The 14195-nt window shown below is 66.9% G+C and carries 9 protein-coding genes; 3 read left to right on the forward strand and 6 right to left on the reverse strand.

What is annotated here, in order from left to right:
- Positions 1-13: 13 nt before the first annotated feature.
- Together A5648_RS21550 and ileS are read right to left on the reverse strand one after the other, a co-directional pair.
- Positions 14-1300, reverse strand: a complete 1287-nt coding sequence (locus A5648_RS21550) for a PPE family protein (protein WP_065026518.1) — start codon at positions 1298-1300, stop codon at positions 14-16.
- Positions 1301-1615: 315 nt separating this feature from the next.
- Positions 1616-4756 (reverse strand): isoleucine--tRNA ligase, encoded by a 3141-nt coding sequence (ileS, locus tag A5648_RS21555; protein ID WP_065026519.1) that lies wholly within the window; start codon positions 4754-4756, stop codon positions 1616-1618.
- Positions 4757-5028: 272 nt separating this feature from the next.
- Between ileS and A5648_RS21560 the strand changes: the two genes are divergently transcribed.
- Both A5648_RS21560 and A5648_RS21565 read left to right on the forward strand, forming a co-directional pair.
- Positions 5029-5787, forward strand: coding sequence for a lipase family protein (locus A5648_RS21560; RefSeq protein WP_065026520.1), 759 nt, complete (start codon positions 5029-5031; stop codon positions 5785-5787).
- A gap of 26 nt (positions 5788-5813) precedes the next feature.
- Positions 5814-7223, forward strand: a complete 1410-nt coding sequence (locus A5648_RS21565; RefSeq protein ID WP_165607382.1) for a PE-PPE domain-containing protein — start codon at positions 5814-5816, stop codon at positions 7221-7223.
- On the opposite strand, the gene A5648_RS21570 is transcribed toward A5648_RS21565, so the two are convergent.
- From A5648_RS21570 to A5648_RS21585, 4 genes are all read right to left on the reverse strand, one after another.
- Complete coding sequence (locus tag A5648_RS21570; RefSeq protein WP_065026522.1) at positions 7220-7663, reverse strand: hemerythrin domain-containing protein; 444 nt, start codon at positions 7661-7663, stop codon at positions 7220-7222. The genes A5648_RS21565 and A5648_RS21570 overlap by 4 nt on opposite strands.
- Positions 7664-7718: 55 nt before the next feature.
- On the reverse strand, positions 7719-8201 hold the full coding sequence (locus tag A5648_RS21575; RefSeq protein ID WP_065026523.1) for a hemerythrin domain-containing protein: 483 nt from the start codon (positions 8199-8201) through the stop codon (positions 7719-7721).
- Positions 8202-8433: 232 nt separating this feature from the next.
- Positions 8434-11574: an RND family transporter gene (locus A5648_RS21580; RefSeq protein ID WP_082966628.1), complete on the reverse strand. Its 3141-nt coding sequence runs from the start codon at positions 11572-11574 to the stop codon at positions 8434-8436.
- 77 nt (positions 11575-11651) lie between these two features.
- A complete protein-coding gene (locus A5648_RS21585; RefSeq protein WP_065026524.1) occupies positions 11652-13148 on the reverse strand; it encodes a flavin-containing monooxygenase in 1497 nt (498 codons plus the stop codon).
- Between the two features lie 332 nt (positions 13149-13480).
- Here A5648_RS21585 and A5648_RS21590 point away from each other — a divergent pair.
- Positions 13481-14195: AurF N-oxygenase family protein (locus A5648_RS21590; protein ID WP_234787513.1), on the forward strand; the 715-nt coding region annotated here is incomplete at its 3' end.

Raw genomic sequence — 14195 nt, forward strand, 5'->3', positions numbered from 1 at the left:
GTGCTGCGCCTCCTTACTTCTGAATCGGCGGGATGACGATGATGGTGGCGGTGGTGGCGATGTCCGGGGCGGCCACCGTGTTGGTGACCTGCGTGACGGTGCTGATCGTGCGGGTGGTGGCCGCACCCACCGCGTTGCTGACCGGTGCGCTGAAGGCCCGGCCCGCCAGACTCGACGCCGCCATCTGTCCGAACATGCCGCTCTGGCCGTTGGCCGCCAGCGCGGGAGCCGCCTCGAGTACGGTCGTCGGCAGCACCGACGACACCGTCTGGACCCCGGGAGCGGCCGAGGCCCAGCTGGTCGGGACCGACAGTGACCCGACCATGCCCGCGCGGCCGATCGCCGCCGACGCCGCGGGCACGCTCGCCGGATTGACCGCCGGCCCGCCGGTCAGGAGCTCGCTGGCCAGCAGCGGCGACAGCGCCCCGGTGATGGGTTTCGGGTTGAGGAACGAGGTCAGGCTCTGCGCACCGTTGTGCGTACTGACCAGACTGGAGCTGACCTGCCACCAGTTCTTGAACAGCCGCAGTATCCCCAGTGGCGAATAGGGACCGTCGACGACCTTGATGAGGTTGGTGATGCTGTCCATGCCGTTCTTCAGACCTGTTGCCGCCTGGGTCGCCGCCGACGACAGCGAGGTCGGGTTCGTGGTCAGCGTCTGCAAGGTGCTCGGCACCTGCGACATCAGCTGAGACAGCGCCGACTGCGCATTGGAGCCGGCCGAGGACTGCGTCGCGTTGGCCACCGCCGCCGCCTGGCTGCCTTGTCCGCTGGGATCGGTGGTCTGCGGGGGCGCGGAGAAGGGGGTCAGCTGGGTGGCGGCCGCCGAGGAGCCGGCGTAGGCGTACATCGCGGCCGCATCCTGGGCCCACATCAGGCCGTACTGGGCCTCGGTGGCGGCGATCGCCGGCGTGTTCTGCCCCAGAAAATTGGTGGCGACCAGCGATGCGAGCAGAGTCCGATTCGCCGCGATCACCGGCGGCGGGACGGTGGCGCCGAAGGCCAGCTCGTAGGCGCCAGCGGCCGCCCTGGCCTGAAGCGCCGCCTGCTCCGCCTGCGCCGCGGTGGCTCTCATCCATTGTTCATACGGCGCTGCCGCGGTCGCCATCGCACCCGCCGAGGGCCCGTGCCAGGCTGAACTGGCCAGGTCGGCGATGACCGACCCGTACCCCGTCGCGGTGGTATGCAGTTCGCCTGCCAGTGCATCCCAGGCTGTCGCAGCGGCCAGCAGGGGAGCCGACCCCGGCCCAGAATAGATTCTGGCGGAGTTGATTTCCGGTGGCAGTGCCCCGAAATCCATAGCCCTCCTCCGCTTCCGATCAGTAACCGACTGCAGCCACCGGCAATCAAGGATGATGTGTCAGAAGATTAGCCAGCGGAGGGCCGGTTTCCGGGCCGGCGAGACCGGTGTTCCCGGCCGCGCGAGCCACGTCTGGCAAGCGCTTGCCGCGGCGCTCGGAGGTCTGTTCGCCGGGCGCCGTCGGGCACGTTGATCAGCGCGAATACCGATTATCGGCCGCCGAGGCGCATCCCGCTGTCGGGGGCGGTCCGACCGCCGGTGACCAAAAGAATCTGGCTGCGAGAAACTCGCGTCGCCTCCGGGCCGCTGCGCTGATCACGCCTTGGCGATGCTCACCTGCACCCCGTCGCCGATCTCCGCCGCGCCGGCACCCGGGTCGCCGAATTCGAAGCCGGTGGCGAGGATCTCGCCGGCGATCAGGTCGCGATGGGCCTGCGCCCATCCGCGCCGCTGGTCGGGCACCGACATCACGACGCTGATCCGGTCGGAGACCTGCAGGCCGGTGTTCTTGCGCAGTTCCTGCAATTCGCGGATGCGGTCCTTGGCCCAGCCCTCGGCTTCGAGCTCCTCGGTCACCGTGCCGTCGAGCACGACCAGTCCGGCGCCGTCCGGCAGGGCCACGGTGAACTCCGGATCGGCGGCCACCAGCTTCGAGGTGTATTCGCCCTCGCGCAGCACCACCGGCCCGGCGCTCAGGGTGCCGTCCGGATGCACCACCCCCTGTCCCGCCTTGACGGCCTTGATCGCGGCCTGCACATCCTTGCCCAGTCGCGGACCGGCCACCTTGGCGTTGACCGCCAGGTCGAAGCGGCCGTAGCGGTCGATGTCGGCGGTCAGCTCCACCGCCTTGACGTTGAGCTCGTCGGCGATCAGTTCGGTGAACGGCGCCAGTCGCTGCGGATCATCGACGGCCACGGTGAGTTTGGGCAGCGGCAGCCGCACCCGCAGCTGATGCGACTTGCGCAGCGAGGACGCGGCCGAACACACCTCGCGCACCTGGTCCATCGCGGCGACCAGCTCGGGATCGGCGGGCAGGCCGGCAGGCTCGGGCCAGTCGGTCAGGTGCACCGAACGCTCACCGGTGACACCACGCCAGATCACCTCGGTGGTCAGCGGCAGTAGCGGTGCGGCCAGCCGGCAGGTCAGCTCCAGCACCGTGTGCAGGGTGTCGATGGCATCGGGGTCCTCGTCCCAGAACCGCTGCCGGGAGCGCCGCACATACCAGTTGGTCAGCGCCTCGGTGAACTGGCGCAGTTCCTCACACGCCCCGGAGATGTCGCAACCGTCCAGCGCCGCGGTCAGCTCCTCGCGCAATGCTGCCAGCTTCGCCAGGATGTAGCGGTCCAGCACGTGCGACGAATCGGTGCGCCAAGCCCCGGGTTTCGGTGCGTAGAGCGCCAGGAAGCTGTAGGCATTGGTCAACGGCAGCATCACCTGGCGCACACCCTCGCGGATGCCCGGCTCGGTGACGATCAGGTTGCCGCCCCGCAGGATCGGCGAGGCCATCAGGAACCAGCGCATGGCGTCGGAGCCATCGCGGTCGAACACCTCGTTCACATCCGGGTAGTTGCGCAGCGACTTGCTCATCTTCTGCCCGTCGGAGCCCAACACGATGCCATGCGCCACACAGGTTTTGAATGCCGGCCGGTCGAATAGCGCGGTGGCCAGCACGTGCATCATATAGAACCAGCCGCGGGTCTGACCGATGTACTCGACGATGAAGTCGCCGGGGTAATGGGTTTGAAACCAGTCGGAGTTCTCGAACGGGTAGTGCACCTGGGCGTACGGCATCGACCCGGAGTCGAACCACACGTCGAGCACATCGGGGATGCGTCGCATCGTCGAGGCGCCCGTCGGATCGTCGGGGTTGGGCCGGGTCAACTCGTCGATGTAGGGCCGGTGCAGATTATCCGGGCGCACCCCGAAATCCCGCTCGAGCTCATCGAGGCTGCCGTAGACATCGATTCGGGGGTACGCCGGATCGTCGGATTTCCACACCGGGATCGGGGTGCCCCAGTAGCGGTTTCGCGAGATCGACCAGTCGCGCGCACCGCGCAGCCAGTTGCCGAAGATGCCGTCCTTGACGTGCTCGGGGTACCAGGTGATCTGTTCGTTGAGTTCCACCATCCGGTCGCGGAACTCGGTGACGCGCACGAACCACGACGAAACCGCCTTGTAGATCAGCGGGTTACGGCACCGCCAGCAGTGCGGATAGGGGTGCTCGTAGGTTTCGTGGCGCACCAGCACCGCCCCGTTGGCGGCGACCGGTCCGGTGCCGTTCTTCAGGTCGGCGATGATCGCCTTGTTGGCGTCGAAGACGTGCTGACCGGCGTAATCGCCGACGCTGGAATCGAAGCGGCCCTTGGCGTCCACCGGGGTGACCGGGGTGATCCCGGCCGGATCGGTGGTGTTCTTGTCGTCCTCGCCGTAGGCCGGCGCCAGGTGCACCAGCCCGGTGCCGTCCTCGGTCGAGACGAAGTCGGCGGCGAGCACCCGAAAAGCGTTGGCGGAGTCCATGAAGTATCCGAACGGCGGCAGGTACCGCATGCCCAGCAGGTCAGCACCCCGGTAGCTCGCCAGTACTTGCGGTTCTTCGCCGAGTTCACGCGCATAGGCGCCAAGCCGGGCTTCGGCCAGTACGTAGCGGCGCTCCCCCACCGCGACCTGCACATAGGTCACCTCGGGGTTGACCGCGACCGCCATGTTCGACGGCAGCGTCCACGGCGTGGTGGTCCACACCAGCAGATGGGAGCCGGCCAGCTCCCCGGCCGACCCCTCTCCCGCCGCCCCGCCCACAATCTGGAACCCCACGGTCAGCGCGGGATCCTGGCGGCTCTGGTAGACGTCGTCGTCCATCCGCAGTTCGTGATTGGACAGCGGGGTCTCATCACGCCAGCAGTACGGCAGTACGCGGTAGCCCTCGTAGGCAAGTCCCTTGTCCCACAACTGCTTGAACGCCCACAGCACTGATTCCATGAACGGCAGGTCGAGCGTCTTGTAGTCGTTGTCGAAGTCGACCCAGCGGGCCTGCCGGGTGACGTAGGCCTGCCATTCGGCGGTGTAGCGCAGCACCGACTCCCGGCAGGCCTGGTTGAAGGCGGCGATACCCATCGCGTCGATCTGCGACTTGTCGGTGATGCCGAGCTGGCGTTCCACCTCCAGTTCGGCGGGAAGACCGTGGGTGTCCCAGCCGAACCGGCGCTCCACCTTGTAGCCGCGCATGGTGCGATACCGCGGCACGATGTCCTTGACATAACCGGTGAGCAGGTGCCCGTAATGGGGCAGTCCGTTGGCGAACGGCGGGCCGTCGTAGAACACGTATTCTTCGGCGCCGTCGCGGCGGGCGATGCTGGCCCGGAAGGTGTCATCAGCCGCCCAGTAATCGAGGACCTCGGCCTCGGCCGCCGGAAAGTCGGGGGCACCGGCGGCCGGCTTCGGATAGCTGCGTTCGCTCACTGTCTGTCGTCTCCCAAGCGCCCGGCCCGGGGACGACGCCGCGCAGGTTACGCGAGCACCGCGGTACCACCCCGCTTGCCGCGCTGCCGACGCGACCGCTCAACAAGGCTGTGACGGGCTTACCCGTTCGGTTCTACTGAGGCCGGTCTCTGCCTGGCCCGTTCTTCCGAAGGCTCCCCGGTGATGGCCGGATCATTGCCGTTGGCACCAGAGTCTAGATCCCCTGGTCGATCTTCGTATTGGCAGGGCCGCCGGACCCTACACTTTTTTGCGTGGCATTCAGCGCGTCCTATGCCCGCGATGTGGTGCTGCCGCTGGCGCAGGCGGCCTACACGGTGATGACCGGCGCCCAGCCCACGCTGCCGCCCGGGTTCGCCCAGACCGCCCTGATCAAAGCCGATTCCGCGCACCTGGCCGCACTGCCCGACCAGCACCCGGCAAAAGCGATGGCCAAGGACACCAATGTCTTCGGGTTGATGGGGCACGACACCGCGACCGGAACCGCGTTCGTGTCCTTTCGCGGCAGCGCGGACGTGGCCGACTGGATCGCCGACTTTGACTTCGTGCCGGCGGTCTATGCACCGGTCAGCGGGTTCGGCCAGGTCCATGCCGGGTTCCAGGACGTCTACCGCTGCGTCCGGGACAGCATCGCCGCCAACCTGCCCGCCGCCACCCACGGCTGCAACCAGATCCTGATCACCGGCGACAGCCTCGGCGCGGCACTGGCCGTGCTGGCGGCGCCGGACATCGCCCTGGCGATGCCACCCAACACCATCGAGCCGCGGCTGACCACCTTCGCCGGACCGCGGGTCGGGCTGCCCGACTTCGCCGCCGCCTTCGACGCGGCGATCGAATGCTGCTATCGGGTGGTGAACTTCCTCGACGTCGTGCCGCTGGTACCGCCGTCGCCGTACGTGCACGTGGGGGCCGAGATCGCTGTGGACAGCGGCGGGGCTATCGACGTCGGCTGGCGACACAGCCTGGCCGCCTATCACGCCGGGCTGTCGGCGCTGATCGCCGCGCCGCCATGACCAAGCCGGTTGCTCGCGGACTGTGTATGGCGGCCACCGTCCTGATCGGTCTCGTCCCGGCGGTACCGGGATCTCAGGCGGGTGAGGTGCGGCTCGCCGGCCTGGGAGACGGGTTAGCGCTGATCATGGGCGGCAGCGGGATCCCGCTCCCGCCGCCCGGCTATGTCGACGCCGCCACCACGCTCTACCTCCAACCGCACGGCTTCACCGGGACACCGCAGGCCCTGTTCACCCCGGCGGGCTTCTACCCCACGACCGGCGTCAAGAGCCTCCCGGCGTTCGTCTCCGAAACCCAGGGGGCGCAGATGCTCAGTGAGACGGTCAGCCGCCAAATCGCCGACGGCGGTGTGGACGCGACGAATCCGGTGGTGGTCTTCGGCTATTCGCAGAGCTCGGCGCTCTCCTCGCTGGCCATGACCCAGCTCGCCGACCAGGGCGAGCCGGCCGAGGATGTTCACTTCGTGCTGGTCGGCGACACCGCGGCACCCAACGGCGGGCTGCTGGAACGCTTCGACGTCCCGCTGGGTTCGAACCCGTCGATCCCGAGCCTGGGCATCACGTTCGGCCATCCCACGCCGGACCTCTACCCCACCGACGTCTACACGCTCGAATACGACGGTTTCGCCGACTTCCCGCAGTACACGCTCAATCCGCTGGCGGTCTTGAACGCCATGGCGGGAATGGTGCTCGAGCACTTCACCTATCTGGGGCTGGAACCCGACCAGATCGCCAACGCCATACCGCTGCCGACGGCGGACGCCGACTCACTGACCCACTACTTCATGATTCCGCAGGATCATCTGCCGATACTGGACCTGGTGCGCTTCCTGCCGTTCCTCGGCAATCCGCTGGCCGACCTGCTGGAGCCGGCCATGAAGATCCTGGTGAACCTCGGCTACGGAAGTATCACCGAGGGCTGGAGCCAGGGTCCGGCGGACGTGGAAACACCGTTCGGTCTCTTCCCGCCGGACCTCGATTGGGATGACGTCTTCAACGCACTGGTCAAGGCGATACCGGAGGGGATCGTCGCTGCCGGCAGGGATCTGCTGGACCCGCAGAATTACGACGTCTTCGCCTCGATTGCCGACAATCCGGCGACCGGTCCGCTACTGCGGGCGGCGTACGCCCTCGGCGACCTCACCACCAACCCGGCGGCCTTCCTCGACGATCCGAACCTGTCGACCTTCACCCAGGTGCTCAACGCGCTGGACCTCGGCTCATCGGGGACGCCATCGGAGGGTTACACCCAACTGCTCCCGCTGGCCGACATGTTCACTGCATTGACCATCACCCTGCCGGCCTACAACCTGACGGTTTTTCTCGACCAGCTCGAGTCGGGCAACCTCATCGAGGCAATCGGTCTTCCGATCGCGGCCGACATGGCGCTGATCCCGATCGCCGTGGCCCTCGGACTCGGACTCGGCGGCGGCCTCTAGCGCGCCTCCCGGCACTCCCAGGAATCGGGCATCAGCCCCGTCTCGATGAAGTCGGTCAGCTCCGCCGCCTGCTCGGGTTCCAGCTCGGAGTCGGCGGCGCGGTAGATCACCTGCTCCTCTTTGGAGTTGTGCACGGCGAGCTGATCGAGCAGCAGTCGGCAGATCGTGCCGGTCCGCTCGGTGTCACCGCCGGCCACCAGGCTCGCCAGCGCGTCCATGGTGCGCCAGATCTCGCCGTGCTCGGTCATCATCACCGCGACCGGCATCGCCATCCCGCCGTGCCGGATCGGCGGGAACAGGATCCGCTCCTCGAGGTAGATGTGCCGGCGCAGCGCTTCCAGAGCCGCGTTCACCTCGTCGGCATCGACCCGGCCGTCCCGGAGCCCGATCAGGAACGCCTCGAGGCGGGCGTCGACCTCTTGATGCTCACGTTCCAGCATGGCCGACGGGGACCTGTCTGATTTCTCAACGGACACCGGCGTTCCCCAATCCAACTCAGACCGCGGCTTTCGCGCAGACCCAGCCCTCGGGCATCCGGCCCGCTTCGAGGAACTCCGCCAGTTCGGCGGCCTGCTCGGGCGCCAGGCCGGTGTCGGCGGCCGGGTAGATCACCGGCTCCTCGACCTTGTTGTGGTCGACCAACAGCGCCACCAGCCGTTGGCAGACTTCCCGCAACGTATCGGGGTCTGCCGGGTCGTCCGGCCCGCCGACCAGGCCGTCGAGTGCGTCGACGGTGCGCCAGATCTCCCCGTGGCCGCGGATCATCCCGAACACCGACATCATCTGGGCGCCCTTGCTGATCGGCGGGAACAGGAGCTGTTCTTCCAGATAGATGTGGCGCCGCAGCGCTGCCAGGGTCGCCCGGAGGGCCTCGGCGTCCACGCTGCCGGCATCCAGCTTGTCCAGGAAATCCCCGAGTCCGCCGTCGATCTCCTGATGCTCGCGTTCCAGTGCGGCCGAGAGGTTTTCGTCAGACATTGGCAGGCAGCCCGTCGAGGGCACCGCTGCTGCCGTGGCCCAATGTTCCCGCCCCGGGCGTCAGCGCTCCTTCCCCGGTGGTCTGTTCGGTCCGATCCGCGATGCTCATCTGCCGCCTCCTCGGTGTGGACGCCGGCTGAGAGCTGGAACCCGCACCAGTATTTTTTACAATCAACGTTTGTTGAAACGTTAGTGCACGGGGCGGCGCGCCGACCAGAGCCGATCGGCCCTACTACCGGTCGGTTTCCTCCTCCGGTGGCTGCATGGCGGCCAGCACCTCACTGGCGCGATCCTCGCCGAGTACGTCGGGCCGTCCGGACAGCTCGGGGAACGCCGTGGCCACCATGTCCTCGAACGTCCGGTCGTCCTTGGCCGGTTCGGTCGTCTCGTCCGGTTCGACATCCGCCGAGACGTCCTGGTTGACATCATCAGCGTCGTCAGCGGCGTCGGAGTCCACGGCGACAACAGCCTCGTCAGCGTCGTCGGCGTCGGCAACGTCGGTGTACTCGGCGTCGGTGTCGATGTCGTCAGCGACCGCCGTGACCGGTCCGGTCACGCGCGGCGCGCGCGCCGGATGCTCGCGCACGTTCAGCGGCCACCAGAACCACCGGCCCAGCAGCGCAGCCATGGACGGCATCATGAACGAGCGCACGATCAGGGTGTCGAACAGCAGGCCGAGCCCGATCGTGGTGCCCACCTGGCCCACCACCCGCAGGTCGCTGACCAGCATCGAGGCCATCGTGAACGCGAATACCAAGCCGGCGGCGGTGACGACCTTGCCGGTGCCGCCCATCGCCCGGATGATGCCGGTCTTGATCCCGGCGCCGAGTTCCTCCTTGAACCGGGCGACCAGCAGCAGGTTGTAGTCACAGCCCACCGCCAGCAGGATGATCACCGACATCACCATCACCAGCCAGTGCAGGTGGATGCCGAAGATGTACTGCCACACCAACACCGACAGCCCGACCGACGCCCCCAGTGAGGCCAGCACCGTCCCGACGATCACCAGCGAGGCGATGAAGCTGCGCGTGATCAGCAGCATGATGATGAAAATGATTGCCAGCGAAGCGATTCCGGCGATCAGCAGGTCGTAGTCGGCGATTCCCTGGAGGTCGTTGAAGAGCGCGGCGGTACCGGCCACATAGACCTGGGCCGACGACAGCGGCGTTCCCTTCAGAGATTCGGTGGCGGCCTTCTTGATCAGGTTCACCCGCGCCATGCCCTCCGGCGTCGCCGGATAGCCGTCGTGGGTGATGAAGAAGCGCGCCGCGTGGCCGTCGGGCGAGAGGAACAGCTGGATCACGCGTTTGAAGTCCGGGTTGTCGAACGCCTCCCGCGGCAGGTAGAACGAGTCGTCGCTCTTGGCCGCGTCGAAGTCCTGGCCCATCGCGGCCGAATCCCCGCCGACCTCCTCGACCTGCGCCATCATCCCGGACATGGTGCTGTGCAACGTCAGCATCATGGTCTGCAGGCTGCGAAGCGCCGCGATCTGCGCCGGCATCATCTCCAGCAACTGCGGCGTCACCACGTCGACGTTGCTCATCACCGGCGCCAGCTCGTTGAGCTTGTCGGTGAGCTGGGTCGCGCCGTCCATCGAGGCGTACGCCGACCGCAGTGACAGGCAGGTTGGGTCCCCGCGGCAGTCGTTCGTGTCGACCGTTTCGCGCAGCAATTTGGAGTTCTGGTTGAAATCGGCCATGTGGCTGCGCATCTGCTGGGCCAGATCCATCGCCTCGTGCGAAACGCCGGTCGCCTCATGGGTGTTGGTGCCCAACTGCTGCATGAGCCCGTACATCCGTTGCAGCGACGCGATGGTGCCCTCGAGGTCGTCGGCCTGCTTGCGCATATCGGCGACCCGGTTCTTCATGAAGTCCAGGTTCTGCATCTGCCCGGCACTTTGCATGCTCAGCAGGAACGGGATCGAGGTATGCCCCAGCGGAGTGCCCTCGGGCCGGGTCACCCCCTGCACCATGGCGACGCCCTCGACCGCGAAGACGCTTTTCGCCAGCTTGTTGAGCACCAGGAAGTCCGCCGAGTTGCGCATGTCGTGATCGGATTCGATCAGCAGCACCTCGGGCAGCAACCGCGATTCCGGGAAGTGTCGTGACGCGGCCGCCCAACCGAGGTTGGCCGGGGTGTCGGCCGGGATGAACGACGGGTCCTTGTAGCTGACCTTGTAGCCCGGCAGTGCCAGCAGTCCGATGAGCGCGACCGAACACGCGGCCACGAAGATCGGTCCGGGCCAGCGCACGATCGCCGTGCCCACCTTGCGCCAGCCCCGATCCGACATCTTGCGCCGGGGTTCGAGCAGGCCGAAACGACTGGCGACGGCCAGCACCGCGGGGACCAGCGTCAGCGCGATCGCCACCGCGACCAGCATGCCGACCGCGCACGGGATGCCCATGGTCTGGAAGACCGGCAGCCGGGTGAAGCTCAGGCAGAAGGTGGCGCCGGCGATCGTCAGGCCCGACGCCAGCACCACGTGGGCGACTCCGCGGTAGGTGGTGAAGTAGGCCGTCTTCGGGTCCTCGCCGGCGTGGCGGGCCTCGTGGTAGCGGCCGATGAAGAAGATGCCGTAGTCGGTCCCGGCGGCGATCGCCAGTGTCACCAGGATGTTGATCGCGAAGGTGGACAACCCGATCCACCCGTTGTGGCCCAGGAAGGCCACGATTCCGCGCGCCGCCGCCAGCTCGACACCGACAACCGCCAACAGCACAGCGACGGTGCTGAACGAGCGATAGAGCAGCAACAGCATCAGCGAGATCACCGACACGGTGGCGATCAGGATCTTCAGCACCGCACGGTCACCGCTGGTGTTCATGTCGGTGACCATCGGCGCCGGGCCGGTGACGTAGGCGCGCACGCCAGGCGGCGCGGGCGTGCGCGACACGATGTCGCGGACCGCTTCGACCGATTCGTTGGCCAGCGCCTCGCCCTGGTTGCCGGCGAGGTTCAGCTGGACCAGCGCCGCCTTGCCGTCAGAGCTCTGGGCTCCGCCCGCGGTGAGCGGGTCCCCCCAGAAGTCCTGGATGTGCTGGATGTGCTTGGTGTCGGCGTTGAGCTGGGCGATCAGCTCGTTGTAGTAGTGGTGCGCGGCATCGCCGAGGGGTTCGTCGCCTTCGAGGACGATCATCGCCGCACTGTCGGTGTTCGACTCCTGGAAGGAGTGTCCCAGCCGCGCCATCGCCTGAATCGACGGCGCGTCCTTGGCGCTCAACGACACCGGGTGTTCCTTGGCAACCTGCTCCAGCGGTGGAACGGCGAGGCTCACCAGAAGCGTGAGCGCCACCCAGCCGAGAATGATCGGCAACGCGAACTTACGGACCAATCCTGCCGCAGACGACCGGCTATGGCTCAGGTGCGTTTTCGTCACTTATCCAAGGCCCCTCACCAGACGATTTCCCCCAAACGATCACTGTAACCCCGGTTCACCGACCGCGGCAGCGGAAGCTACCCGATCAGGTAGTCCGACAGGGGGAAGTGATCCTGCTCCTTGACCGCAGTGCGCACCGAGGTCGGCCGGAAGAGCGGGGCCTCTCCGGTGTTGTGGTTGAACCAATAGGAATTCGACGTCGCGCAGTTGCCGAGGTGGAACACCGAGCTGTCCAGCAGGCCCATCATCCGCTCGTAGAACGCGGTGTTGGCCTCTTCGGTGACCTCGAAGGTGCGCGCCTGGCGCCGCTGCAGCTCACCGAACAGCCGGTTCATGTGCCGCATCTGGTATTCCACGGTGTTGAACCAGGACAGCCCCACCCAGGCGAACGGGCTGGCCATGTTGATGAAGTTCGGGAACTGGGGCGCGGTCATGCCCTGGTAGGCCTGGAAGCGGGTCTCCCGCCACCACTTGCCCAGGTTGCGCCCGCCGCGACCCACCACCTCGATCGCCGGCAGGTTGCCCTCCCAGACGTCGAAGCCCGTCGCCAGCACCAGGGTGTCGATCTCACGCTTGGTGCCGTCCCGCGCCACGATGCCGTCGGGTTCGATCCGCTCGATTCCCTCGGTCACCAGGTGCACATTCGGCTTGGCGAATGTCGGGTAGTAATTGTTGGAGATCGACGGACGCTTGCAGCCGAAGTCGAAGTCGGGCGCCATCTTGCGGGCCAGCTCGCGATCCCGCACCGACCGCCGCCGGTGCCGTGCGGACTGGGCCGCCATCGCCTTGTTGAGCAGCTTGAACCGCCGGTAGCGCCACATCGTCAGGACCATCATGAAGTCGGTGACGTTGTCGGTGATCCACCGCACGATGCGCTGGGTGAACGGCACCCGGGCGAACATCCGCTGCACCACGGGCGGAAACGCCACGTCGGATTTGGGCGTCACCAGGATCGGCGTGCGCTGGTAGACCGTCAGCTCGGCGACCTCTTTGGCCAGCTCCGGGATCACCTGGATCCCGGTCGAACCGGTGCCGATGATCGCCGCCCGCCGCCCGGCCATGGAGTACTCGTGGTCCCAGGCCGCGGTGTGCACGATGCGCCCGGCGAAGGTGTCGATACCGGGGATGTCCGGTGTCTTCGGCTGGCACAAGAAGCCGGTGGCCACGATGAGGAACTGCGCCGTCAGGGTCTCGCCGCCGGCCACGGTCACCCGCCACACCTTGGCGTCCTCGTCCCATTGGGCGCCGTCGACGCAGGTGTTGAAGCGCATGAAGCGGTTCACGTCGTACTTGTCGGCGACATGCTCGGCGTAGGCCTGGACCTCATGGCCCGGCGCGAACAGCCGCGACCAGTAGGGGTTGGGCTCAAACCAATAGGAATAGGTCGTCGAGGGCTGATCGACGGACAGGCCGGGATAGTGGTTGACCCGCCACGTCCCACCGAGGCCGTCCTCGCGGTCGACGATCAGGATGTTCTGGTAACCCAGCCGGTTCAGTTGGATCGCCGCGCCGATTCCACCGAAGCCCGCTCCCACGATGATGGCCTCGTAGTGCTGGTACTGCTGGGTCCCCATAAGGTGAACACGCTACCGCAATTTCGCGGCACGCCGCTGTGCGCGCTGCCCGTTCGAACTGCGGGCTGCATGAGCCGGCGGTAGAGTAACGGGCGCCGACCGGTCGCGAGATGGCGGCAATCACACCACAACAGCGCGGCGGGTCTTAGTGTTTTGCCAATTTCGGCGGTAAGCTTCGGCCGAGCCGCCGACTTCTTCGCGCGGTGCCCAACGACGGAAGTGACTTCGAGATGCCGATCTGGCTCCAGATCCTCGGGCTGCTGGGCAGCCTGTTGGTCGTCGGATTGGTCTCCGCCACCGTCGCTCTCGCTGTTGCCCGCTACCGCCGCACCATGGACGTCAGCGACGATCCTCAGTACACGGCGACGCTGCAAAACCTGTCACAGAGCTCAGTACGACGCCGATTCGATCCGTTCACCGACATCGACTGGGACGCCCCCGAAAACGCCATCACCGCCGACGACCCGCGCTGGGTGCTGACCGACGACCCGCTGGGACGTACCGACTGGTACCGCAGCCAGCCGCTGGACAAGCAGATCGCGATCGGGATGTGGCGCCAAGCCAACATCGCCAAGGTCACCCTGCAGTTCGAAAGCATGCTGATCCGGGGCCTGGTCCAGTACGCGTCCCGGGTGCCCAACGGCTCGCCCGAACACCGCTACTGCATGCACGAGTCCGTCGAGGAGTGCAACCACGTCCTGATGTTCCAGGAGCTGGTGAACCGCATCGGGTTCGACGTTCCGGGGATGCAGTGGTGGATGCGCTGGCTGTCCCCGCTGATGCCGCTGTACGCGGGGCCGTTCCCCAACGTGTTCTTCTTCGGGGTTCTGGCCGGTGAGGTGCCGGTGGACGTGATCCAGACCAACGCACTGCGCGAGGCCGGCTCCGGGCATCCGGTGGTGGAGAAGGTGATGGCCATCCACATCGCCGAAGAGGCCCGCCATATCTCGTTCGCCGATGCCTACCTGCGTAAACGCGTGCCGAAGGTGTGGCGGATCAACCGGCTGTGGATGTCGGTGTACGTGCCGTTCGTCATGCGACTGCTGG

The organism is Mycolicibacter sinensis (assembly GCF_001673565.1).
Lineage (GTDB): Bacteria > Actinomycetota > Actinomycetes > Mycobacteriales > Mycobacteriaceae > Mycobacterium > Mycobacterium sinense_C.

Coding starts and splice junctions, on each gene's coding strand:
- A5648_RS21565 (WP_165607382.1), top strand. CDS start 5,814: ATGGCGGCCACCGTCCTGATCGGTCTCGTCCCGGCGGTACCGGGATCT.
- A5648_RS21575 (WP_065026523.1), bottom strand. CDS start 8,201: ATGTCTGACGAAAACCTCTCGGCCGCACTGGAACGCGAGCATCAGGAG.
- A5648_RS21585 (WP_065026524.1), bottom strand. CDS start 13,148: ATGGGGACCCAGCAGTACCAGCACTACGAGGCCATCATCGTGGGAGCG.
- A5648_RS21550 (WP_065026518.1), bottom strand. CDS start 1,300: ATGGATTTCGGGGCACTGCCACCGGAAATCAACTCCGCCAGAATCTAT.
- A5648_RS21570 (WP_065026522.1), bottom strand. CDS start 7,663: ATGCTGGAACGTGAGCATCAAGAGGTCGACGCCCGCCTCGAGGCGTTC.